Origin of the sequence: Kitasatospora sp. RG8 (assembly GCF_017813315.1) — a bacterium.
Lineage (GTDB): Bacteria > Actinomycetota > Actinomycetes > Streptomycetales > Streptomycetaceae > Kitasatospora.
The window spans coordinates 79875-102898 of record NZ_JAGIYX010000001.1; the positions used below are offsets into that span (position 1 = coordinate 79875).

General features: G+C 73.6%; 20 protein-coding genes, 1 pseudogene and 1 riboswitch. Of the genes and pseudogenes, 14 read left to right on the top strand and 7 right to left on the bottom strand.

The window, feature by feature from the left end; translation table 11 throughout:
• The first annotated feature begins 350 nt into the window (after nucleotides 1–350).
• Nucleotides 351–2012, top strand: coding sequence for an APC family permease (locus J5Y04_RS00365; protein ID WP_209408581.1), 1662 nt, complete (start codon nucleotides 351–353; stop codon nucleotides 2010–2012).
• 145 nt (nucleotides 2013–2157) lie between these two features.
• On the opposite strand, the gene J5Y04_RS00370 is transcribed toward J5Y04_RS00365, so the two are convergent.
• On the bottom strand, nucleotides 2158–2604 hold the full coding sequence (locus J5Y04_RS00370) for a hypothetical protein (protein WP_209408584.1): 447 nt from the start codon (nucleotides 2602–2604) through the stop codon (nucleotides 2158–2160).
• A 59-nt stretch (nucleotides 2605–2663) separates the two neighbouring features.
• Here J5Y04_RS00370 and J5Y04_RS00375 point away from each other — a divergent pair, with 59 nt between their 5' ends.
• Nucleotides 2664–3116, top strand: a complete 453-nt coding sequence (locus tag J5Y04_RS00375) for a MarR family winged helix-turn-helix transcriptional regulator (protein ID WP_209408587.1) — start codon at nucleotides 2664–2666, stop codon at nucleotides 3114–3116.
• A 102-nt stretch (nucleotides 3117–3218) separates the two neighbouring features.
• Here the strand turns inward: J5Y04_RS00375 and J5Y04_RS00380 are convergent, their stop codons facing one another.
• Nucleotides 3219–4208, bottom strand: coding sequence for a class I SAM-dependent methyltransferase (locus tag J5Y04_RS00380; protein ID WP_307852852.1), 990 nt, complete (start codon nucleotides 4206–4208; stop codon nucleotides 3219–3221).
• A gap of 504 nt (nucleotides 4209–4712) precedes the next feature.
• On the opposite strand from J5Y04_RS00380, the gene J5Y04_RS00385 reads away from it, so the two are divergent.
• Nucleotides 4713–6161 carry an aldehyde dehydrogenase family protein gene (locus tag J5Y04_RS00385; RefSeq protein ID WP_307852853.1) on the top strand — a complete coding sequence of 483 codons (1449 nt, stop codon included), beginning with the start codon at nucleotides 4713–4715 and terminating at the stop codon, nucleotides 6159–6161.
• A 147-nt stretch (nucleotides 6162–6308) separates the two neighbouring features.
• On the opposite strand, the gene J5Y04_RS00390 is transcribed toward J5Y04_RS00385, so the two are convergent.
• Nucleotides 6309–7760, bottom strand: a complete 1452-nt coding sequence (locus J5Y04_RS00390; protein WP_209408594.1) for a glycine hydroxymethyltransferase — start codon at nucleotides 7758–7760, stop codon at nucleotides 6309–6311.
• 21 nt (nucleotides 7761–7781) lie between these two features.
• Nucleotides 7782–7879: riboswitch (ZMP/ZTP riboswitch) on the bottom strand.
• A 296-nt stretch (nucleotides 7880–8175) separates the two neighbouring features.
• Between J5Y04_RS00390 and J5Y04_RS00395 the strand changes: the two genes are divergently transcribed.
• The 5 genes from J5Y04_RS00395 to J5Y04_RS00415 all read left to right on the top strand — a co-directional run bounded on the left by J5Y04_RS00395 (nucleotide 8176) and on the right by J5Y04_RS00415 (nucleotide 14647).
• Nucleotides 8176–9156 carry an ABC transporter permease gene (locus tag J5Y04_RS00395; protein WP_209408597.1) on the top strand — a complete coding sequence of 327 codons (981 nt, stop codon included), beginning with the start codon at nucleotides 8176–8178 and terminating at the stop codon, nucleotides 9154–9156.
• Between the two features lie 112 nt (nucleotides 9157–9268).
• On the top strand, nucleotides 9269–11017 hold the full coding sequence (locus J5Y04_RS00400) for an ABC transporter substrate-binding protein (protein ID WP_209408600.1): 1749 nt from the start codon (nucleotides 9269–9271) through the stop codon (nucleotides 11015–11017).
• Nucleotides 11018–11182: 165 nt separating this feature from the next.
• Nucleotides 11183–12175, top strand: a complete 993-nt coding sequence (locus J5Y04_RS00405) for an ABC transporter permease (protein WP_209408603.1) — start codon at nucleotides 11183–11185, stop codon at nucleotides 12173–12175.
• A gap of 157 nt (nucleotides 12176–12332) precedes the next feature.
• On the top strand, nucleotides 12333–14039 hold the full coding sequence (locus tag J5Y04_RS00410) for an ABC transporter ATP-binding protein (RefSeq protein WP_209408606.1): 1707 nt from the start codon (nucleotides 12333–12335) through the stop codon (nucleotides 14037–14039).
• A gap of 86 nt (nucleotides 14040–14125) precedes the next feature.
• The gene (locus tag J5Y04_RS00415) at nucleotides 14126–14647 is read left to right on the top strand and encodes a hypothetical protein (RefSeq protein ID WP_209408610.1); all 522 of its coding nucleotides are present in this window, start codon (nucleotides 14126–14128) and stop codon (nucleotides 14645–14647) included.
• 75 nt (nucleotides 14648–14722) lie between these two features.
• Here J5Y04_RS00415 and J5Y04_RS00420 read toward each other — a convergent pair whose 3' ends face one another.
• Nucleotides 14723–15367, bottom strand: coding sequence for a GNAT family N-acetyltransferase (locus tag J5Y04_RS00420; protein ID WP_209408613.1), 645 nt, complete (start codon nucleotides 15365–15367; stop codon nucleotides 14723–14725).
• A gap of 41 nt (nucleotides 15368–15408) precedes the next feature.
• Between J5Y04_RS00420 and J5Y04_RS41220 the strand changes: the two are divergent.
• Both J5Y04_RS41220 and J5Y04_RS00430 read left to right on the top strand, forming a co-directional pair.
• Nucleotides 15409–15920 (top strand): annotated as a pseudogene (locus tag J5Y04_RS41220) (cytidine deaminase).
• A gap of 101 nt (nucleotides 15921–16021) precedes the next feature.
• Complete coding sequence (locus J5Y04_RS00430; RefSeq protein WP_245203937.1) at nucleotides 16022–16615, top strand: EF-hand domain-containing protein; 594 nt, start codon at nucleotides 16022–16024, stop codon at nucleotides 16613–16615.
• A gap of 28 nt (nucleotides 16616–16643) precedes the next feature.
• On the opposite strand, the gene J5Y04_RS00435 is transcribed toward J5Y04_RS00430, so the two are convergent.
• Nucleotides 16644–17603, bottom strand: a complete 960-nt coding sequence (locus J5Y04_RS00435) for an MFS transporter (protein ID WP_305852800.1) — start codon at nucleotides 17601–17603, stop codon at nucleotides 16644–16646.
• Between J5Y04_RS00435 and J5Y04_RS00440 the strand changes: the two genes are divergently transcribed.
• From J5Y04_RS00440 to J5Y04_RS00450, 3 genes are all read left to right on the top strand, one after another.
• Entirely contained in the window at nucleotides 17602–19152 is a 1551-nt protein-coding gene (locus J5Y04_RS00440; protein ID WP_209408629.1) for a carboxylesterase/lipase family protein, read from the top strand. The two genes, J5Y04_RS00435 and J5Y04_RS00440, sit on opposite strands and share 2 nt — an antisense overlap.
• A gap of 233 nt (nucleotides 19153–19385) precedes the next feature.
• Entirely contained in the window at nucleotides 19386–20018 is a 633-nt protein-coding gene (locus J5Y04_RS00445; RefSeq protein WP_209408631.1) for an AAA family ATPase, read from the top strand.
• A gap of 181 nt (nucleotides 20019–20199) precedes the next feature.
• Nucleotides 20200–20787, top strand: a complete 588-nt coding sequence (locus J5Y04_RS00450; RefSeq protein WP_209408633.1) for a flavoprotein — start codon at nucleotides 20200–20202, stop codon at nucleotides 20785–20787.
• A gap of 4 nt (nucleotides 20788–20791) precedes the next feature.
• On the opposite strand, the gene J5Y04_RS00455 is transcribed toward J5Y04_RS00450, so the two are convergent.
• Nucleotides 20792–21367 carry a TetR/AcrR family transcriptional regulator gene (locus tag J5Y04_RS00455; protein WP_209408635.1) on the bottom strand — a complete coding sequence of 192 codons (576 nt, stop codon included), beginning with the start codon at nucleotides 21365–21367 and terminating at the stop codon, nucleotides 20792–20794.
• Between the two features lie 108 nt (nucleotides 21368–21475).
• Here J5Y04_RS00455 and J5Y04_RS00460 point away from each other — a divergent pair, with 108 nt between their 5' ends.
• On the top strand, nucleotides 21476–22069 hold the full coding sequence (locus J5Y04_RS00460) for a dihydrofolate reductase family protein (protein ID WP_209408637.1): 594 nt from the start codon (nucleotides 21476–21478) through the stop codon (nucleotides 22067–22069).
• On the opposite strand, the gene J5Y04_RS00465 is transcribed toward J5Y04_RS00460, so the two are convergent.
• Nucleotides 22032–23024, bottom strand: a complete 993-nt coding sequence (locus tag J5Y04_RS00465; RefSeq protein ID WP_209408639.1) for an EamA family transporter — start codon at nucleotides 23022–23024, stop codon at nucleotides 22032–22034. The genes J5Y04_RS00460 and J5Y04_RS00465 overlap by 38 nt on opposite strands.

A 23024-nucleotide genomic window follows, 5' to 3' on the forward strand; every position in this document is an offset into this window, starting at 1 on the left:
GATCCCGCGGGGAATTTCTCGTTTCCCCGCCGACGGCCCCGGCGACGCGCGCCCGGGAGTTCTGCGCGTACGCCCGGATACTTTCCGCGCTTGCCCGGGGCTTCCGCGCCAGCTCGGGGAAGCTTTTCGCGCACGCCTCCCTCGGAGCTCCGCATGCCCGCTGACCTGCGGACATGTGGGTCCGATAGTCGGACACGAGATGGCAACGATCGAACGATCTGAGCTTTATCTGAGGCTTTAGTCCGATTTCGCACCATAGTCTGCTGTGCGTTTGTCCGGGCCCCTGTGCCAGGGTCCCGGACCCGGACAAGAAGCCCGACGAGACCCCGACGAGACAGAGGACCGATACGTTGAGCGCGCCTGAGCCGACGACGGCATCCCATCAGCACTACCGCCGCTCGCTCGGCACCATCAGCCTGACGGCCGTCGGGCTGGGCTCGATCATCGGGTCGGGGTGGCTGTTCGGCGCGGAGCGGGCGGCCCGGCTCGCCGGCCCGGCGTCCATCGTCGCCTGGGTGATCGGCGCGGCCGTGGCACTCACCATCGCACTGACCTACAGCGAGCTGGGCTCGATGTTCCCCAAGGCCGGCGGGATGGTGCGGTACGGGCAGTACTCGCACGGCTCGCTGGCGGGCTACCTCGCCGCCTGGGCCAACTGGATCGCGATCGTCTCGGTGATCCCGGGCGAGGCGACCGCCTCGGTGCAGTACATGAGCTCCTGGCACTTCGGCTGGGCGAAGGGCCTGTACGACGGGCAGGAGCTGACCCTCAGCGGGGTCGCACTGGCCAGCGTGCTGCTGGTCGGGTACTTCGCGCTGAACTGGTTCGCGATCACGCTGTTCGCCAAGACCAACACCGCGATCACCGTCTTCAAGGTCGTCGTCCCGACGCTGACCGCAGGCGCCCTGCTGCTGGCGCACTTCGACACCGCCCACTTCACCGACCACGGCGGCTTCGCCCCGAACGGCTGGAGCGCGGTGTTCACCGCCGTCGCCGTCTCCGGCATCGTCTGGGCGTTCAACGGGTTCCAGTCCCCGCTCAACCTGGCCGGCGAGGCGCGCAACCCCGGCAAGTCGCTGCCCAAGGCGGTCATCAGCTCGATCCTGATCGCCCTGGTGATCTACGTCGCGCTGCAGGTCGCCTTCCTCGGCGCCGTCCCGACCGCCGACCTGTCGGGCGGCTGGAGCGGCCTCGGCTACACCTCCCCGCTGGCCGACCTGTCGATCGCCTGGGGAATGAACTGGCTGGCCCTGCTGCTCTACGCGGACGCCTTCGTCTCCCCCAGCGGCACCGGCATGATCTACGCCGCCACGACCTCGCGCATGATCCACGGCGTGCAGGAGAACGGCCACCTGCCGAAGCTCTTCGGCCGGGTGGACCCCAAGACCGGCATCCCGCGCCCCGCGCTGCTGCTCAACCTGCTGATCGCCTTCCTCTTCCTCGCCGTCTTCCGCGGCTGGGGCTCGCTCGCCGAGATCGTCTCGGTCGCCACCGTGATCTCGTACATCACCGGCCCCGTCGCCGTGATGGCGCTGCGCCGCCTGGCCCCCGAGCTGCCGCGCCCCGTCCGGCTGCGCGCGATGCCGGTGATCGCCCCCGTCGCCATGGTCTTCGGCTCCCTGGTGCTCTACTGGGCCCGCTGGCCGCTGACCGGCAAGGTCATCCTGCTGATGGCCGCCGGCCTGCCGATCTGGGCCTGGTACGAGCTGCGCAAGCCGTGGGCCGAGCTCAAGCCGCACCTGCGGGCCGGCGCCTGGATGATCGCCTACCTCTTCGTGATGGCCGCCGTGTCCTGGGCCGGGTCCACCGACTTCGGTGGCCAGGGCTACCTGCCGGAGGGCTGGGACCTGCTGGTCGTCGCCGCGATCGGCCTGGCCTTCTACCACTGGGGCGTCGCCAGCGCCTGGGCCAACCCGTCCCTCGCCGCCGTCAAGCACGAGCTGGCCGCCGACGCCGCGGACGACGAGGCGACCACCGTCCCCCAGCAGGGCGGCGAGCCCTCGCGGGTCTGAGGCTGCCGACGTCCACCGTGCACAGTGCCGGCCGGGTTCGCCCGGCCGGCACTTCGTCGTTCCAGCACCCTGTCGGCGCGGCAGCACGACGGTACGGCGGCGGGGCGGGGTCGGCCAGGCCGGTCCGGGCACGACGGCGGCGCGCTCAGGCCGGGCCGGACTGGGGTGTGGCTGCCGGGGTGCGGCCCGGGCGGGCGAGGCGGGCGGCGAGGCCGAGGTGCAGCAGGGCGAGCAGGGTGCCGCCCGCGGCCATGCCGGGGTTGTGGACGGAGACGCCGATGGCCGCGTCGGCCACCTGGACCACGCCCGAGACCAGGAGCAGCGGGCCGAGGCCGCGCCCCGTCCGGCTGATCAGCAGCTGGTGCAGCACCGCGGCGCCGAGCGGAAGGGCGCGGGCCGCGTAGCCCTGGGCGTAGAGCTCGGCGAGCGGGCCCGCCGGACCGGCGGAGCCGGGCAGAGCCAGCTCCGGGGAGACCAGGCCGATGACGCTGGAGGCCATGGAGAGCGCGGCGCCGGCCGCATTGGCGATCACCATGGCGTGCATGCCCCGGCCGGTGGCCGAGGTGGAGGAGGGGGCGGAGCGACGCAACATCGAATCGGACCTCGAATCGTTCGAGTCGTGAATGGTTTCTGCATGCTAGCGTTCCATGCGTGAACGATGTCAACCCCTCTCCGCTGACGGCCTCCGTCGTCTTCCGGCTCGGCACGCTCGGCAGCGTCGTCACGGCGCGGTTCACCGAGGCGCTGGCCGTGCTCGGGCTCAAGCCCAAGCACGTCGGCCTGATGGTTGCGCTGGAGTCCGGCGCGCCACCGTCCCAGCTGGAGCTGGCGCGGACCATGGCGGTGGCGCCCAGCCTGGTGGTCTCGCTGGCCGACCACCTGGAGCGGATCGGTGCACTCGACCGCGTCCGGGACCCGGCGGACCGGCGGCGGCAGGTGCTCGCGCTCACGGACGCCGGGCGGGCCCTGCTCGCCGACTGCACGGCGCTCGCGCACCGGCTGGACGCCGAGCTCACCGCCTCGCTGGACGGGCCCGAGCGGGAGGCGCTGCGGCGCGTGCTCGGAGTGCTCGGCGCGGAGGCGGGCCTGCCGACGCGGGACTGAGCACGGCGCCCGGGACGTGCCGGAGGGACGTGCCGGAACGCCGAAAGCCGCGCGGCCCAGGAGGCTGCGCGGCATTCGGTGCGGATACGTGCGGGGTGGGTGTCAGCCCCGGCGGGCGCGACGGATGGCGGAGGTGACCACGGGCGGGAGGAGGTCCCCCGCGACGCGCTTGGCCACGTTGGTCGGGCGGCGGCGCTCGGCGGCGCGGGCCCGGCGGACGGCCAGGCCGTCGGCGGCCTCCTCCCGGGCGCGCAGCGCCTCGCGGCGCGCCTCCTCGGCCTCGCGGCGGCCGGCCTCGGCGGCGAGCCGGTCGTAGTGCCGCGAGGGACGGAACGGCGCGATGCCCTCGGAGCCGCCGCCGAGCCGCAGCACCTGCTGCCCGTTCAGGCTCTCCGTGGAGAGGTGGCAGCCCTCGGCCAGTCCCACCCGGTCCAGCAGGTCGCGCTGGGCGGGCTCGGGGTCGCCCCAGGTGCCGTAGAACTTGCACTCGGTGAGCACGATCGGCTTGAGGCCGTGGTTGAACACCGCCTCCCAGGTGGCGGCTGCGACACCGGGGGTGTGGGCGGAGCGGTAGTCGTCCATCACCACGACACCCTCCGGCGCAAGCGCCACCCGGGCCACCTGGAGGTCGCCCACCACGTGCTCGTACAGGTGCGAGGCGTCTATGTGGATGAAGCGGAAGGCGCCCGCCGGGACTCGGCCGCCGGCCAGCGTGGAGGTGGGCGCCTGGATGATCTCCGGCAGCGACTTGTGGAAGGAGAGGTAGTTGGACTCGAACGCGGACCGGGTCAGCGTCTTGCGGTAGGACATGTCCATCTCGGCGGCGTTCTCGTCGTCGGGAGCGTCCGAGTCGAACAGGTCGCAGACCGTGAACGTCTCGGCGGGCTGCAGGTGGCCGCCGATCACGATCGCGCTGCGCCCCAGGTAGGCGCCCATCTCCATCAGGTCCCCGGTGACCCCCGCCTTCTCCTGGCGGGCGAGGAACCACTCGAAGAGGTGGCGGTCGTGGTCCCAGAACCAGCCGGGGACGTCATCGAGCACAGCAGGCTCGGCGGGCCGGTGCTGCTCGGCGCTCAACGTGGCGTCGCTCACGAGGTTGCTCCTTACACGCTACGGACGACCATGGGGAACGTTCCCCGGGCACGGAAACGCTGGGGGGAGGCGGAAGCCTCCCTCCCATCATCCGGAGCAGCCGTCGGCCCGGCACGGCGAGAACCCGCTCGGTCTCGTTGCCAACGGTGGTCCCGCGCGCCCGATTGCGCTGCAATCTACCTCCCGCCGGGCGGAGTTGAGGAGGCCTTGCACCGAAAAATTCGCAGGGCCCCGTGCGGGCCGCAAGCGGAGGCGCGGCGCGGCGACGACCGGCCTGTGCGGCGGTCAGGGCCGGGGACCGCACGGGAATCCGGCGCGTCCCGCCCGGCGGCGGGCGCCACCGGGAGCGCCCGGGCACCCGGTTCGACGGCGGGGCTCCCCGCCCGGTTCCGACCCTTGCGCCGCGCGGTCCCTGCGGCCTTGACTGGCCTTCCGACGAGCGTTGCTCATGACCCGGCCATTGGGCCGATCGGACGATCGGCCGTTCGGACGAGAGGACCAACGGTGCAGCAGGACGCGACGTACGACGTCCCGTACGCGGAGCACGGTGACCAGTACATCGACGGCGCTTGGCGGCCCGCCCTCGACAGCGGGTCGATCCCGGTGCTGAACCCGGCCACCGAGCAGGTGCTCGCCACCGTCCCGGCCGGCGGCGCGGCGGACGTCGACGCGGCGGTGGCCGCCGCCCGGAGGGCCGCCCGGGCCTGGGGCGCCACCACCCGCGAGGAGCGGCTGGCGCTGCTCACCCGGCTCCGGGACGGCCTGGCCGGGGCCCAGGAGGAGATCGCCGCCACGGTGGTCGCCGAACTCGGCGCGCCGGTCGGCTTCGCCACCGCCGTGCACGCGGGCCTGCCGCTGGCGGTCGCCACCTCCTACCTGCCGCTGCTCGCCGACCACCCGTTCGAGGAGCGGATCGGGAACTCGGTGGTGCTCGCCGAGCCGGCCGGCGTGGTCGCGGCGATCACGCCGTGGAACTACCCGCTGCACCAGATCGTGGCCAAGGTGGTGCCGGCGCTGGCCGCCGGCTGCCCGGTCGTCCTCAAGCCGGCCGAGGACACCCCGCTGGTGGCCCGGCTGTTCGCCCGGCTGGTCCACGAGGCGGGCTTCCCGGCCGGGGTGTTCAACCTGGTGACCGGCGCCGGTCCGGTGGCGGGCGCGGCGCTGGCCGCCCACCCGGAGGTGGACGTGGTCTCGTTCACCGGCTCCACCGCCGTCGGGCGCACGGTCGCGGAGACGGCCGGGCGCGGGATCAAGCGGGTGGCGCTGGAGCTGGGCGGCAAGTCCGCCAACGTGGTGCTGCCCGGTGCCGACCTGGCCCGGGCGGTCGCCGTCAACGTGGCCAACGTCTTCGCCAACTCCGGCCAGACGTGCAGCGCCTGGACCAGGCTGCTGGTGCACGAGGACCAGTACGAGGAGGCGGTGGCGCTCGCCGCGAAGGCCGCCGCCAAGTACCTCCCGGGTGATCCCGCGGACCCGCGGACCCGGGTCGGGCCGCTGGTCAACGCCCGCCAACGGGAGCGGGTCCGCGGCTACGTCACCGGCGCGCTCGCCGAGGGTGCCCGCCTGGTCGTCGGCGGCGCGGAGGCCCCGGACGGCCTCGACACCGGCTTCTACGTGCTGCCGACCGTGCTCGCCGACGTCACCGCCGACATGACGGTGGCCCAGGAGGAGGTCTTCGGGCCGGTGCTGGCCGTCCTCGCCTACCGCGACGAGGACCACGCCGCCGAACTCGCCAACGCCACCCCGTACGGACTGGCCGGCGGCGTCTGGGCGGCCGACACCGCCACCGCCGCCGCGTTCGCGCGCCGGCTCGACGCCGGCCAGGTCGACCTCAACGGCGGCCGCTTCAACCCGCTGGCGCCGTTCGGCGGTTACAAGAACTCCGGCCTCGGCCGCGAGCTGGGCCGGCGCGGCCTGGAGGAGTTCCTGCAGTACAAGTCGCTGCAGTACTGAGCCGGTTGAGGACACCCGGCCGACCGGGCCCCACCCGGGAAGCCCAGCCGCACCGGTGAGGCCGGCCTCACCGGTGTACCGGGCCCCACCGGGAAGCCCGGCCGTACCGGTGAGGGGCCCGGGCCGGTCGGGCCCCTCCGGTGAGCGTCAGGCCAGGTCCACGCCCGGGTAGAGCGGGAAGCCGGCGAGGAGGTCGGCGGCGCGCTTGGCGACGCCCTCGCTCAGGGCGGCGTCCAGGGTGTACTGGGCCTTGGAGGGGGCGCCGCCGGAGGTGGCGACGGGCGTGGTGCCGCGCAGCACGGTGTCGATGAGGGCGGCGACCTCGTCCATCTCGGCGGCGCCGAGGCCACGGGTGGTGAGCGCGGGGGTGCCGAGGCGGACGCCGGAGGTGTACCAGGCGCCGTTCGGGTCCTGCGGCACGGAGTTGCGGTTGGTGACGATGCCGGAGTCCAGCAGCGCGGCCTCGGCCTGGCGGCCGGTCAGGCCGTAGCCGGAGACGTCGGCGAGGACGAGGTGGTTGTCGGTGCCGCCGGTGACCAGCGTGCCGCCGCGCCGCAGCAGGCCCTCGGCGAGCGCCTGCGCGTTGTCGACGACCTGGCGGGCGTACGCCTGGAACTCGGGGCGCCGGGCCTCGGCGAAGGCGACCGCCTTGGCGGCCATCACGTGCGAGAGCGGGCCGCCCAGCACCAGCGGGCAGCCGCGGTCGACGTGCTCGGCCAGCTCGGACGTGCAGAGCACCATGCCGCCGCGGGGGCCGCGCAGGGACTTGTGGGTGGTGGTGGTGACGATGTCGGCGTGCGGCACCGGGTCGAAGTCGCCGGTCAGCACCTTGCCCGCGACCAGGCCGGCGAAGTGCGCCATGTCGACCATCAGGGTCGCGCCGACCTCGTCCGCGATCTCGCGCATCTTGCGGAAGTTGACCAGCCGCGGGTAGGCGGAGTAGCCGGCCACCAGGATCAGCGGGCGGAACTCACGGGCGGTCTCGCGCAGCGCGTCGTAGTCGATCAGGCCGGTGGCCGGGTCGGTGCCGTAGCTGCGCTGCTCGAACATCTTGCCGGAGATGTTGGGCCGGAAGCCGTGGGTGAGGTGGCCGCCGGTGTCCAGGGACATGCCGAGCATCCGCTGGTTGCCGAGCTCGTGGCGCAGCTCGGCCCAGTCCTGCTCGGTGAGGTCGTTGACGTTGCGGACACCGGCGCGCTGGAGCGCCGGGCTCTCGACCCGCTGGGAGAGGACGGCCCAGAAGGCGGTCAGGTTGGCGTCGATGCCGGAGTGCGGCTGGACGTAGGCGTGGTCGGCGCCGAAGAGGGCGCGCGCGTGCTCGGCGGCGATGGTCTCGACGGTGTCGACGTTGCGGCAGCCGGCGTAGAAGCGGCGGCCGGCGGTGCCCTCGGCGTACTTGTCGCTGAGCCAGTTGCCCATGGTGAGCAGGACGGCCGGGGAGGCGTAGTTCTCACTGGCGATCAGCTTGAGCGAGGCGCGCTGGTCCTCGATCTCCTGGCCGATGGCGGCGGCGATCCGCGGCTCGACCTCGCGGACGGAGTCCAGGGCGCTGCGGAAGGCGGTGTTGGCGGTTGCGCTGGCGGTCGTGTGCGGGGCCAAGGCGGTCTCCTCGTGACGAGTTCGGACGGCCCAGGCGCTCGGCAACTTCGACGTGAGGATCCACGGAGCCGCTTCCCGATGGTTGATTCCATCCGTGCGCGCCAGTCGCGGCTCACCGGGATCGTACCAACACCGGACGGGGTGTGGCGGAGATCTCAGAATGCGGGACGGACCCTGGCTTTTGCCCTGCTATGTCCATTCTTCTGCGACGGCAGCATTGCGGCGGAATGAAGCCGTCACATTTCCCGAAACACTGCGCATGAGTTCGGGCCGGAATGATTTGCGGAAGTCCGTCGATGTCCGGTCTGATGGCGTTCGGCCGCCCACCGGGAAACCCCCGGAGGGGAGGTCCGGAAATGCACACCAGCGCGCCCTCACCCACGGGGCGGCGGAGAATTCGGGGAGTACGCCTCTCATGGCAGTGGTCGAGACAGCCGCCGAGCCGGCCGGGGCAACGCGCCCGGCCGCACCCGCCCCGCAGGGCCTCCTGCGCCGGATCCGCCGCGACCGGGTCGGGACCGCCGCCCTCGCCGTCGTCCTGCTCTTCCTCCTGCTCGCGCTCGCCGCGCCACTGATCGCCGCCCTGTACGGCAGGAACCCGGTCGAGCACTACGGCCAGAACACGCCCGGCCTGCTCAGCGACGGCGGACTGCCGATCGCCCCCAACGGCGGGATCTCCGGCGACTTCTGGTTCGGCCTGGAGCCCGGGCTCGGCCGGGACGTCCTCACCCAGCTGCTCTACGGCATCCGCACCTCGCTGCTGATCGCCTTCGCCGCCGCGACCGTCACCACCACCCTCGGGGTGCTGGCCGGCGTCGCGGTGGGCCACCTCGGCGGGATCACCGACCGGCTCTTCGGCTTCCTCTCCAACGTCCTGCTGGCCTTTCCGACGCTGCTCCTGCTGCTCGCGCTCAGCCCGGTCATCCAGTCCCGGCTGGTCGACCCGGGCCGTGCGGAACCCGAGTGGATGCAGTTCCTGGTGCTGGTCCTGGTGTTCTCCGCATTCGGCTGGATTCCGCTCGCGCTTTCCCTGCGCGCCTCCGTCCGGTCACTTCGGGAAAGGGATTTCGTGCAGTCCGCGCGGGCCCTCGGCGCGAGCGGTTTCCATATCGTTTTCCGCGAACTCCTGCCGAATGTCCGGGCGCAGCTGCTGGTGCACGCCACGATGGCGGTGCCGACGTTCGTCGCCACCGAGGCGGTGCTGTCGTTCCTCGGGGTCGGCATCAACGAGCCCGTCCCGGACTGGGGCCGGATGATCGCCCGCGGCTCCGAGGTCTTCCGGGCCGACCCGACGTACATGTTCTTCCCGGGTGTGGCACTGCTGCTGTTCGTGCTCGCCTTCAACCTGCTCGGCGACGCCGTCCGGGACGCGCTGGACCCGCGCGCCACCCGCTGACCCCTTCGCCGTCCCGTCCTCCCCCTCTCTTCCCCTTCCCTCCCCCTCACCTGGCCTTCCCGTGTTCCCTTCACCTAGCCGCCCCGCACCCCGGGGCAAGGAGAGATTCGCCATGCGCTGGATCAAACCGTCCCTCGCCGTCGTCGCCACCGCGCTGCTGGCGACCTCCTGCTCGGCCGGCGCGGGCTCCACCTCCGGCCCGGGCGCCGCCGCGAAGGACGCCTCGCCGCTGACCGCCGCGCTCGGCACCGAGAAGGAGAGCGCCGGCCCGGCCCCCGCCGTCCCCGGTGCCCGCCCCGGCGGCACGGTGAACGTCTACAACACCACCGACTTCCGCCACCTCGACCCGCAGAAGGTCTACGCGGGCGCCGCGTACAACACCTCGCTGCTCTGGGGCCGCCAGCTGACCCAGTACCAGGTGGTGGACGGCAAGGCCAGGCTGGTCGGCGACCTCGCCACCGACACCGGCACCTCCAGCGACGGCGGCCGCACCTGGACGTACCGGCTCAAGGAGGGCGTGAGCTGGGAGGACGGTCAGCCGATCACCTCCCAGCAGGTCAAGTACGGCATCGAGCGCAGCTTCGGCAAGGGCTACGAGGTCGGCCCGCCGTACTGGCCGCAGTGGCTCACCGGCGAGGCCGGCTACGACGACGCCCGGAAGAAGTACGGCGGCCCGCAGGACGGCGACCTCGCCGCGATCGGGACGCCGGACGAGCGCACCATCGTCTTCCACTTCCCGCAGCCGCAGGCCGACGTGCCGTACATGGCCGCGCAGTCCTCCTCCTCGCCGGTGCGCAGGGACAAGGACACCGGGACGGAGTACGACCGGCTGCCGTTCGCCAGCGGCCCGTACCGGATCGCCGAGCACGTCCAGAACACCCGGCTGGTGCTGGAGCGCAACCCGCACTGGAAGGCGGAGACCGACCCGGTCCGCAGCCAGTACCCGGAGAGGTTCGTCTTCACCTTCGGCAAGGAGGCGCTCAACATCAACCAGGAGATCCTCTCCGGCCGCGACGGCGGCGCCGACGCCACCACGGTGTCGACGCAGCTCTCCCCCGAGCTCTACCAGACCGTGGACACCGACCCGAAGGCCAAGGAGCTGGTGGTCTCCGGCCGGCAGGGCGCCTTCGTCACCCAGCTGGTGATCAACAACGAGCGGGTGCCGGACGTCGAGGTCCGCAAGGCGCTCCACCTCGCCTACCCCCGCCAGCAGGCCCGCCAGGTCCAGGGCGGCAGCCGGGTCGGCGAGCTCGCGACCACGCTCAGCTCGCCCGCGCTGGTCGACTGGCAGAAGTACGACCTGTACCCGGCGAAGCCGGAGGGTGACCCGGAGGCGGCCAGGGCGGCCCTCGCCAAGGCCAAGCAGCCGCCCGCCCCGCTCACCTACGCGTACGCCAACACGCCGGTCGGGCAGCGCGTGGCCCAGGTGCTGGTCGAGGGCTTCGCCAAGGCCGGCATCACCATCGTGCCCAAGCCGATCGACCCCAAGGCGCTGCTGGACGAGGCGCACCGCGCCGACTCCCCGTACGACCTGTTCGAGGAGACCTCCTCGGTCGACTGGCCGACCCCGTCCACGCTGGTCCCGTTCTCCTTCGACGGCCGTGCCAACAGCGACCTCAACGCCGCCCGCTACCGCAACGGCGAGGTGGACAAGGAGATCGACCGGATCAACCGGATCGGCGAGCCGCGCGCCAAGGCCAAGGAGCTGTACGGGCTGGAGCAGACCGTCATGAAGGACGTGCCGGTGCTGCCCTTCGCCTACCCGACCATGAACCAGTTGCGGGGCGCCAACGTCGGCGGCGCGTTCGTCCACCCGATCTACGGGTCGGTGAGCCTCTCCTGGCTGTACCTGAAGTCCTGACCCCGAGGTCCCGACCCCGGCTTCCCGACCCCGAGGTCCCGGTCCACGAGGTCCAACCCCCGGGGCCCCGAACCCGAGGCCCCGATGCCCCGAAGTCCCTTGGCGGCCCCTCCTGTTGCCCGCAGGCGGGGCCGCCACCCCGACGCACCCCGATTCGGACCGGCCATGCTCTCCTTCGCCCTGCGGCGGACCCTCCAGGCCCTCGTCGTCCTGGTCGCGGTCTCCGCCGCCGCCTTCGCCCTCTTCTACGCCGCCCCCGCCGACCCGGCCCGCGCCGCCTGCGGCCCGCGCTGCGACTCCGGCCAGGTCGCGTCGGTCCGCCAGAGCATGGGCCTGGACCAGCCGCTGCTCACCCAGTACACCGACTACCTCGCCGGAGTGGTCGCCGGGCGCGACGTCAACGACGTGGACGGCTCGGTGATCCACTGCGATGCGCCCTGCCTCGGCTACTCCTACCGGCTTCACCAGCCCGTCACCGAGGCGCTGGTCGACCACCTGCCGGTCACCTTCTCGCTGACCGCCGGCGCACTCGCCGTGCTGGTGCTGCTCGGCCTCGGCACCGGCTTCGTCTCGGCGCTGCGCCACGGGTCCCGGACGGACCGGCTGCTCTCCGGCTTCACCCTGGTCGGCGCCAGCGTGCAGATCTACTTCCTCGGCTACGTCGCCCAGTGGGCGCTGGTCTACACCACAGGACTGCTGCCGCTGCCCTCCTACACCCCGCCGGCCAAGGACCCGGCCGCCTGGGCCGGCGGGATGCTGCTGCCCTGGCTCGTCCTCGGATTCGTCAACTCGGCGGTGTTCGCGCGCCTTTCGCGGTCCCAGCTGCTGGAGACGATGAACGAGGAGTACGTCCGGACCGCACGCGGCAAGGGCCTCGGCCGGCTGCGCGCCCACCTCAAGTACACCTCGCGCGGCGCCGCCGGACCGCTGGTACAGCTGCTCGGTCTGGAGGCCGGCGCGCTGCTCGGCGGCGCGGTGGTCACCGAGACCGTGTTCGGGCTGAACGGCGTCGGGCGGTTCGCCGCCGACGCGGTCGAGGGGCAGGACCTGCCGGCGGTGGTCGGCGCGGTACTGCTGGCCGCCTGCTTCGTGGTGCTCTTCGTGGCACTGGCCGACCTGGTGGTGGCCTGGCTCGACCCGCGCATCCGCCTCGGCTGACCCGCCCCGACCTCGGCCCCGTCCCCGCGGCCCGGCCCCGGCCCCGGCCCCGCAGCCCTCCCACGGCCCCCTGGCGGCCGCCCTGCCGCCCTGCCGCCCTGCCGCCCTGCCGTCCTGCCGTCCTGCCGGCCCGCACCGGCCCCGACTGGAGCTCACCATGACACCCGTGCTCAGCGTCCGCGACCTGTCCGTCACCTTCGCCGACCCGCGCGGCGGCGCACCCGTGCACGCCGTCCGCGGCCTCTCCTTCGACCTGGCCCGCGGCGAGGTCCTCGGCCTGGTGGGCGAGTCCGGCTCCGGCAAGTCCGCGACCGGACTCGCGGTCCTCGGCCTGCACGACCCGCGCACCACCACCGTCACCGGCTCGATCCGGCTGAGGACGTCAGGGCTGGGGGCATCAGGGCCGGGGGCATCGGAGGCGGGGCCGGGGCCGGGCGGGCAGGAGCTCGTCGGCACGGACGAGTCCGTACTGCGCGAGGTGCGCGGCGGCCGGGTCGCCCTGGTCTTCCAGGACGCACTCACCTCGCTCAGCCCGTTCCACGGCGTGGGCGCGCAGCTGGCCGAGATGTACCGGCTGCACCACCCCGGCGCCGGCCGCGGCGAGGCCCGGCAGCGGGCCGCCGCGATGCTGGACCGGGTCGGCATCCCGGCCGGCCGGGTCCGCGACTACCCGCACCGGTTCTCCGGGGGCATGCGCCAGCGGGTGATGATCGCGATGGCCCTGATGAACGAACCCGACGTCCTCATCGCCGACGAGCCCACCACCGCCCTCGACGCCCGCGTCCAGCGGCAGGTGCTCGACCTGCTGGGCGAGTTGCAGCGCGAACACGGCACGGCGGTCCTGCTGGTCAGCCACGACCTGGGCGTGGTCGCCGGAAGGACCGACCGGACGCTGGTGCTGCGCGACGGGAGGCGGGTGGAGTCCGCGCCCACGGCCTTGCTGCTGGCCTCGCCACAACACCCTTACACCCGGGCCCTGGTGGGCGCCGCCCTCACCCGGGAGAGCGTCCCGGGAACGCCACTGCCGACGGTTGACGACCCGTCACCCTCCTTCGCCTTCCGGGACCGGACGGCTCCGCCGGCGGACCGGTGGCTGATCGAGGCCGAGGACCTCTCCGTCCGTTTCCCCGGCCGGCGACGGTTCCCCGGGCGGCCCGGCGAACCCGTCCGGGCGGTGGAGGGCGTCACCCTGCGCATCGCCCCCGGCGAGACCCTGGGCCTGGTCGGGGAGTCCGGCTCCGGCAAGTCCACCACCTCCCGCGTGCTGGCCGGCCTCCAGCCCGCCACCGCCGGCCGGATCCGGTACGACGGCGTCGACGTCACCGCCCCCGACCGGGCCCTGCGGCGGCGGCTCAGCCGCGAGGTCCAGCTCGTCTTCCAGGACCCGTACGCCTCGCTCAACCCCCGCCGCACCGTCGCCCAGACGCTCGGCACGCCGCTGCGCCTGCAGACCGCACTCTCCGCCGAAGGGCGACGCGAGCGGTCCGCCGAGCTGCTGGAGCAGGTCGGCCTGTCCGCCGACCACCTCGACCGCTACCCGCACGAGTTCTCCGGCGGCCAGCGCCAGCGGATCGGCATCGCCCGCGCGCTCGCCCCGTCACCCCGGCTGATCATCGCGGACGAGCCGGTCTCCGCACTGGACGTCTCGGTGCAGGCCCAGGTGCTCAACCTGCTGATGGAACTGCGCGAACGGCTCGGCGTCGCCTTCCTCTTCGTCTCGCACGACCTCGCGGTCGTCCGGCACTTCTGCGACCGGGTCGCCGTGATGCACCGCGGGCGGCTGGTGGAGTCCACCGACCGCGACCGGCTTTTCGCCGCCCCGCACACCGACTACACCCGGGAGCTGCTGGCCGCTGCGCACTGAGGGTGTGTCGCCGCCTCCCCCCGGACCACTGCGCATACGATCGGCTACCGGCAGTGAGCGCCTCCGTCCCAGAGAAGGGGTTCCCGATGACCCTCGTCCGCCAAGCCGCCACCCTGATCCAGCTGTTGGGCCGCCTCCACCCCGAGGCCCTGGACGGCATCCGCCCGCACCTGCCCGTCCTCGGCCCCACCCGCCACGTCCACCTGGCCGCCAGCGGCCAGGCCGCCCCGCTCAACCCGCAACCGCTCCCGCCCGGGGCGCCCGAACTGCGGCTCGCCGTCTCCGGCACCGTCAACGCGGTGGCCAACACGGCCATCACCGCCCGCCTCTCCGGCGGCGACGTGCGCGCCATCCTCGGCGAGGTCGGCGACGACTGGTGCGGGACGGGACACCAGGCCAAGATCCCCTGGCCCAAGCACTGGCCGCTCCCCTGGCCCCCCGGTGAGCCCTACCCGATCGACCCCGACTACGCCACGCCCGCCGTCCAGGCCCAGGCCGCCCTCGGGTTCGAGGCCTACGCCGGAAGCATCGCCGACAAGGAACTCGGGGCGGCCTTCAGCGAGTTGGCCGAGCGACTCGCCGACGCGGCGATCCGGAACGCGGGCTGACCCGGAACGCGGGCTGACCCGGAGCGCCGACGAGGACGCCCGGTCCCGGCCCGCCACATGAGTGGCGGGCCGGAATCATCCTGTGGCGCCGGGGGGAACGGGCGTCGCGAGGTGGCGGCGTGGACCCGCAAGGGCCTGGACCACCCCGCGGCCCTCCGCCGACTCCCCGTCCACCGGGTCGGTGGCGAGCAGCGCGTACACGTCCATGTCGCGCCGCTCGCCGCCGACCGTCCGCCACTGACGCAGCCGGCCCTCACGGCGGAAACCCGCCCGCTCGGCGGTACGGACCGAACCGGTGTTCCACGGCTCGATGTACAGCTCCAGCCGGGCCAGCCGCAGTTCCTCGAACGCCCAACGGGACACCGCCCGCAGCCCGTTGCCGGCCACACCGCGGCCACGCGCCGACCCGACCGTCCAGTAGCCGAGCGAGGCCCTGCCGTCCTCCTTCGGCCAGAGACCGACGAAGCCGACCGGCCGCTGCTCCGCCGCGTCCACGATCACGAACGGGTAGCCGCTGCCGCGTCCGGCCTTCGCCCACTGCCGCTCGACGAAAGCCCGGCCTGCCGCGTCGTCGTACTCCGCCGGAACGGTCGTGACCAGCGGGATGTACGGGTCGGCGGCGGCCTCGCGGAGCACCCCGGTGTCGGCGATCCGCCAGGCCCTGAGCTCAAGGCCGGCACCGGCGGGCAGCGTTGGCACGGTCAGCGACTGGGGTTCCATGCCCGAAGCCTTTCACCACCGACGAGAAAGCCCCACCGAATATGCCGACCGTCGCCCAGGAGCCCGCCCAGGACCCCGCCGGGGACCAGGCCCTCGTCGAGGCCGCCACCGACATCGCCCGCCGTTTCGCCCGCGGCGGCAACCACACGGTCGCGGCCGCGGCCCGCAACGCCGACGGGCGGATCGTCACCGCGCTCAACGCGTACCACTTCACCGGCGGGCCCTGTGCCGAACTCGTGCCCATCGGTGCCGCCGCCGGGCAGGGCGCCTACGACCTCACCGCCGTCGTCGCCGTGGCCGACCGGGGCCGCGGGGTCGTCCCGCCCTGTGGTCGCTGCCGCCAGGTGCTGCCCGACTACTTCCCGGGGATCCGGGTCATCGTCGGCAGCGGCGGGAGCAGCGGCGGGGACGGCGGTCGCGGGACCGGGGGCGCCGACGACGCCGGGGAGACCGGGGGCGCCGGGGAGACCGGGGGCGCCGTTCGCAGCCTCCCGTCCTCGACCTGCTCCCCGAGGCCTACGTGTGGGCGGTCCACCGGCCGGAGGAGACGTAGCAGGTCACCCCGCCCGCCCCGCTGAGCCCGCATCCGGTTCGGCCGGGCGCGGCAAACCGGTGTTCCGCCACGCCACGGCCGGTGGACGCGCTACCGTGCCGATGACGAGGGAGATCACCGACTATGGGGGCACGTTGTCCGACGAACTGCTGATGGCAAAGATCAACCACGGGTTCGACCACCTCGACGCCGACGGCGACGGACTGCTGACCGAGCGGGACCACGTACTGATGGGGCACTCGGTGGCCCGCTCGCTCGGGCACGCCGAGGGCTCGGAGGCCGAGGCCTGGATCGTCCGCGCCTACCTCACGATCTGGCACGACCTGCACCTGGCCCGCCTGCCGATCGGCACGGAGGCGATCACCCGCGAGCAGTTCACCGCCTCCACCGCGTCGCTCGCCGACGACCCGGAGGCCGCCCGGGCCAGCCTCGGGGCGCTGGCCGAGGCCTTCCTGGCCGTGGCCGACACCAGCAGGAGCGGCACGGTGGACGCGGGCGAGTTCTTCGTCTTCCAGCGCGGCCACTTCGCCGGCCTCTCCCGCGACGACGCCGACGAGGCCTTCCGCCGGCTCGACCTGGACCGCGACGGCAGGCTGTCGGCCGCCGAGTTCACCAACGCGATCATCGAGTACTGGACCAGCCGCGACCCGGAGGCCCCCGGCAACTGGTGGACGGGCCGGGCCTCGTTCGCCTAGCCGCCGGGCGTGCGGAGCCCGCCCCTTCCTAGCCGGCCGCGGCGGCCGGGAAGTCGCGCAGGGTCCGGACGTCGCGGGCCAGCAGCAGCGGCACGCAGGAGACCAGGCTGACCGCCGCCACCAGCCAGAGCGCCGGGCGCAGACCGATCGCCGAGCCGAGGAGCCCCCCGGCCGCCGCGCCGAGCGGGAGCGTGCCCCAGATGACGAAGCGGACCGAGGCGTTCATCCGGGCCTGCATGGCCGTCGGGGTGACGGCCTGGCGGAGACTGACCTGGGCGATGTTGTAGACCGTGATGCCGCAGGCGGTGATCCCGGCGGCCCCGGCCAGGGCGGGGACGGCTCGATCCGGGGTCGCCGTGGCCAGCAACAGCACGCCCAGCCCCGGTAGGCACTTGGCCGCGACCAGCAGCCGCCCCAGGCCGAGCAGCCGGATCAGGCGGCCGGTGAGCAGGGCGCCGATCAGGGCGCAGACGTTGCCGACGGTCAGCGCGAGGCCGAGCCGGCCCGGGGAGAGCCCCAGGTCACGCAGGGCGAAGGCGGGCAGCAGGGCGCTCAGCGCGCCGCCCAGGCCGGCCAGGTTGCCGATCGCGGTGGCGAGGGCGATCGGGCGCAGCAGCCGGCTCCGGAGGACGAACCGCAGGCCGTCGGCGATCCGGGTGCGCATCCGCTCCCGTGGCGCGGGCGGCTCCGGTGCAGGCGGCTCCGGGGTCCGGACCGCCGGCGCCTCGTGAGGCGGTGAGAGGAACGCGCAGGACGTGCGGGGCGGGAGGGGCAGGACGGACAGGAGGCGACACGGGATTGCAGCGAACGGAAGGTGACGCTCCGCAACTGCACAACATCCGCCAGTTGCGATCGCCCGGGATTGGCCCCGTCCGGCCCGGGTAGTCCGGGTACGCTCCGGTTGCACGTGGCGGCCGGGCACACCGCCGGGAGGGCCGGTCCGGCGCTGCGCCGACCGTACCGACCGGCCCCCTTGAGGAGCCCCCATGCCACCCCTGGTCGAAACCGGCTACGGACCGGTGTCCGGGACCACCGAGAACGGGGTCACCCGCTTCCTCGGCATCCCCTACGCCGCCGCCCCCGGCAGCGAGGCCAACCGGTTCGGGCCGCCGGCCCCGCCCGAGCCCTGGGACCAGGTGCTGGAGGCCACCGCGTACGGGCCGACGCCGCCCAAGCCCCCGATCAAGGGGCAGCTGGGCGAGCTGATGCCCGATCCGGTGATCGAGGGCGACGACTGGCTGAGCGTCAACGTCTGGACCCCCGAGGGCGAGGGGCGGGATCCGCTGCCCGTCATGGTCTGGATCCACGGGGGCGGCTTCACGACCGGCTCGTCCGCGGTGACCGCCTACGACGGCGCGACCTTCGCCCGCGACGGCGTCGTCTGTGTCACGCTCAACTACCGCCTCGGGGTGGAGGGCTTCGCCTACATCGAGGGCGCGCCGGCCCCGGCCAACCGCGGGTTGCTCGACCAGGTGTTCGCGCTGGAGTGGGTACGCGACAACATCGCGAACTTCGGCGGCGATCCGGACAACGTCACGCTGTTCGGCGAGTCCGCCGGAGCGATGAGCGTGCTCGCCCTGATGTCGGCCGGTGTGGACCTCTTCCACAAGGCGATCGTCCAGAGCGGCACCGCCCACCTCGGCCAGACCGTTGGCGACGCCTCGCTGGTCGTCAGGGCCGTTGCCGACCGGCTCGGTGTCACCCCCGACTTCGCGGGCCTGTCCACCGTGGCGCCCGGCGACCTCATCGAGGCCCAGAGCCAGGTCGGCGACGACGTCGCCGCCGGCGCCGACGCGGCCAAGTACGGCGAGAGCACCATCGCCGCCTGCGGCATGGCCTTCATGCCGGTGATCGACGGCGGGCTGCTGTCCGCCACGCCGTTCGAGGCCATCGCCCGCGGCGCCGGAGGGAACATCCCGCTGCTGATCGGCACCACCACCGAGGAGTTCCGGCTCTTCGTGATCCCGACCCCGATGGTCTACTGGCCGGATGCCGAGGCCTTCCGCGCCCGCGCCGAGGTCTACGGCGTCCCGGCCGGCTTCTACGACCAGTACGCGAAGGGCGGCACGGACGTCTACCCGCGCCGCGCACCCTCCGGGATCGCCTGCGCCGTCCTGACCGACCGGCTGGTCCGCATCCCGACCTACCGGATCGCCGAGGCCCGCGAGAGCGGGGGCGGCGCGGCGCCCACGTACGTCTTCGAGTTCGGCTGGCGCTCCCCGACGGAGCCGAACACCCTCCGGGTCAGCCTCGGCGCGTGCCACAGCCTGGAGATCCCCTTCGTCTGGGACACCCTCGCCAACCCCGAGAGCCGGAAGTTCACCGGCCCCAACCCGCCGCAGGAGCTCGCCGCCGAACTCCACTCCCGCTGGGTCGAGTTCGCCAGGACGGGCCGGCTCGCCGGCTGGGCCGCGTACGACACCGGCGACCGCCCGGTGATGACCTTCCACCGGGACAACGCGCCCCGGAACGAGGTCGTCAACGACCCCCGTGGCGCCGAGCGCAAGCTGTGGGAAGGCGTGCTCGACCCCGCCTGACCGACGCACCTGCGAGGCCGCGCGCGGCCCGGCCGGGGTGACGGGCCGGCGCGGGAGGCGACGTCGCGCTCGGGGCGCCGCCGGAGCTGCTGCGGCCGGCCCTCCCCCCTGGCGGCCCCTCCCCCCGGCGACCGGTCGCTCCCGCCGCAGCCGGCGCCGGTTCGGCGCGGACGGGGGTGCCCGCCGTACGGGGTGCCCGCCCGACGGGGTGTCCACCGCGTAGGGTGTCCGGCATGCTGATCTGGATCAACGGGCCCTTCGGCGGCGGGAAGACGCAGACAGCCCACGAGTTGCGGCGCAGGCTGCCCGGGAGCGTGATCTGCGACCCGGAACAGGTCGGGTTCGGCCTGCACCGGATGACGCCGAGGCCGTTGCGCGGCGACTTCCAGGACCTCCCGGCCTGGCGGCAGGGCGTGTTCGAGGTGCTCGACCGCACCCTCACCGCCCACCGGGGCACGGTGCTCGTGCCGATGACCGTGGTCGAACCGGTCCACTTCGCCGAGACGGTCGGGCGCTTGCGCGAACGCGGCCATGACGTACGGCACTTCGCGCTGCTGGCGGAGCGCGAGGAGGTGTTGCGGCGGCTCCGGGAGCGCGGCCTCGGGCACGCCGTGAGGCTGGTCGCCGGCAAGGACGCGCCGCTGCGCCGCGAGAGCTTCGCCGTCTCGAAGCTCGACCACTGCCTGGAGCGGCTGCGCGGAGCGGAGTTCGGCGAGCACCTGTACACCGACCACCTCACCGTCGCCCGGGTCGCCGACCGGATCGCGGCCTCCGCGGGGCTGACGCTCGCACCGAACACGGACGGCGAGCTGCGCGGCCGGCTGCGGCGGGCCTGGACCGGTGTCCGGCACATCCGGTTCGACTGACGGACGAGCGGACGGACGGGCGGACGGGCCGGCGGACCGACGGGTGGACCGACGGACAGGGGGACGGGCGGGCAGACGGACCGGCGGACTCGCGGGCCCGCCCACCGACGTCCCCGGCAGCCGGCGGCGCCGGGCGGATGACGATGATGGGTGCAACCGTCACACCGTTGGGAGCCCGCCCGTGCCCTTCCTCTACGTCGTCGTCTGCGCCTCCGGTCTCGCCCCCGAGACCGGCCGGCTGATCTCGGCCGCCCAGGCCGAGGGTTGGGAGGTCGGCGTCGTCGCGACCCCGCACGCGCTCGGCTTCATCGACGAGGCCGCCGTCGTCGCCCGGACCGGTTATCCGATCCGCTCGGCGTGGCGGAAGCCGGGCGAGCCGAAGCCGCTGCCGCCGCCGGACGCCATCGTCGTGGCACCCGCCACCTTCAACACCGTCAACAAGTGGGCCGCCGGGATCTCCGACACGCTCGCCCTCGGCATCCTCTGCGAGGCGTACGGGCTCGGCGTGCCGACGGCCGTCCGGCCGGTGCTCAGCGCGGCGCAGGCCGCCCACCCCGCGTACGCCGAGAGCCTGGCGCGACTGCGGTCGATGGGCGTGCTGGTCCGCGAGGACGGCGACCTCACGGCCGTGCTCGACGCGGTGCGGCCGGTACTGCGGGCCCGGACCGGCGCCGGGCCGGAGGCCGAGCCCGGTGCCGGGCCGGGGACCGCACCCGGTGCCGGGCCGGGGACCGCACCCGGTGCCGGGCCGGGGGCCGCGGGAGGGTGAGCGGTCAGTCCAGGGGGACGATCCGCTCGACCACGGTGTCGACCAGGGCCGCGAGCCCGTCCTCGCCCAACACCCCGGGCAGCGTGAGGTGTTCGATGAGCAGCCCGGTCATCGCGAGGTAGAGGAGGACCACCGTCTCGCGGTCGCCGGGGAAGCCCTCGTCCAGGTGGTAGGCGATGTTGGCCTCCAACTGCTCGCGGATCGTGCCGGTGAGCTGGTCGCGCACGCCGGGCCGGCGGGTGGCCTCCAGCCGCAGTTCGAGCATGGCCAGGTAGCCGGCCCGTTCGGCGGTGATCCGCCACAGCAGGTCGTGCATCAGCGCGGTGACCAGGGCGCGGTCGCGCGGGGCGCGGAGCAGCTCGGCGAGGACGGCCGGGTCGGGGGTCAGGCGGTGGTGGATGTGGCGGGCGACCCGGTTGAGCAGGTCGTCGCGGTTGGCGAAGTAGTTGGACGCGGTTCCGGCCGGTACACCCGCCTGGGCGTCGACCGCGCGGAAGGTGAGGCCGCGGGCGCCCTCACGGGCCAGGACGTCGATGGCGGCGTCGGTGAGGGCGGTGCGGCGGGCGGGGTTCTGGGCCATGACTCTGATCCTCTTTCAGGAAAACTCTTGCAACCACTACACCCGGAGTACTATAACTGTAGTTGTTCAAGGCGCAGAGCCTTCGACCGACCAACCCCAAGGACGTGAATGCGCAAGCTCACCTACTTCATCGGCGCCTCCATCGACGGCTTCATCGCCGCACCCGACGGCGGCTTCGACTTCCTCATGCCGTACGTCGAGGGCGAGTTCCTGGAGCACCTCACCACCGAGTACGCCGACACCCTGCCCACGCCGGGCCGCGCGGCCTTCGGTGTCGCGGACGTGCCCGTCTCCCGCTTCGACACCGTCCTGATGGGCCGCGGCACCTACGCCGTCGGGCTGCCCCTCGGCCTCACCAACCCGTACGCCCACCTGCGGCAGATCGTCTTCTCCCGCACGCTGACCAGCCCCGACCCGGCGGTCGAGGTCACCGGCGAGGACCCGCTCACCCTGGTGCGCAAGCTCAAGCAGGAGGACGGGCTCGGCATCTGGCTCTGCGGCGGCGCCGAGCTGGCCGGTCAGCTGCTGCCGGAGGTCGACGAGCTGATCGTCAAGCAGTACCCGGTCGTGGCCGGCCAGGGTGTCCCGCTCTTCCGCGCCGACTTCGCGCCGCACGGCTTCACCCTGGCCGACTGCCGCCCGTTCGAGAACGGCACCGTCGTCCTCACTTACGCGAAGCGGACCGGGCCGGCCGCCGGCTGACGCTCACCACCAGACAGACGCCCGCGACCACGATCGCCCCACCCAGCAGGGTGGGGCCGGTCAGCGGCTCGGCCAGGACCAGCCAGCCCAGCAGGACCGCGACCACCGGGTTCACGTAGGCGTAGGTGGCGACCAGGGTCAGCGGGGCGGACTGCAGCAGCCAGGCGTACGCGGTGAAGCCGACCAGCGAGCCGACCACCACCAGGTACCCGAGTGCCAGCCAGGACCGCCCGGAGAAGGCGTCCACGTCCAGCCCGTGCTGCTCGCCGCGCGCCAGTCCGATCAGCACGTTGCCCAGGCCGCCCACGAGCATCTGGTAGGCACTCCCGGCGAAGACGTTGCCCGGCATCGGGATCCGCTTGGCGGCGAACGAGCCCGCCGCCCAGGTCAGCGTCCCGCCGATGACCGCGATCACCCCGGCCGGCGGGATGTCCCCGCTGATCGCGGGCGCGGACAGCACCGCCAGGCCCGCCAGTCCGAGCAGCACGCCCGACAGCTCGACCGGCTTCGGGCGGTCGCCGCCCGCCGCGGTGAGCAGCACCATCCAGAGCGGGACGACCGCCACCAGCAGCGCGGCCAGGCCGGACGGGATGGAGTTCTCGCCCAGCACCACCAGTCCGTTGCCGCCGGTCAGCAGCAGCACGCCGACCAGTGCGGAGGAGCCCAGCTGCCGGGCGTCCACCCGGAGCCCGGCCCGCCCCTGGCGGAACAGCACGAAGCCGGCCAGCAGCAGTCCGGCGAAGATGAAGCGCGCCCCGGCGGAGAGGAACGAGGGCATCGTCTCCAGCGCGATCCGGATCGCGAGGTAGGTCGAGCCCCACACCACGTACACCACGCCCAGCGCCACCCAGACCGCCCCGCCCAGCCGCGCCGCCGGGGGCACCGCATCGGCGGGCGTCGCGGCGGACAGGGTGGAGGAGGGCTGGGCGGCCTTCCGCGAGACGGGCGCTGTCAT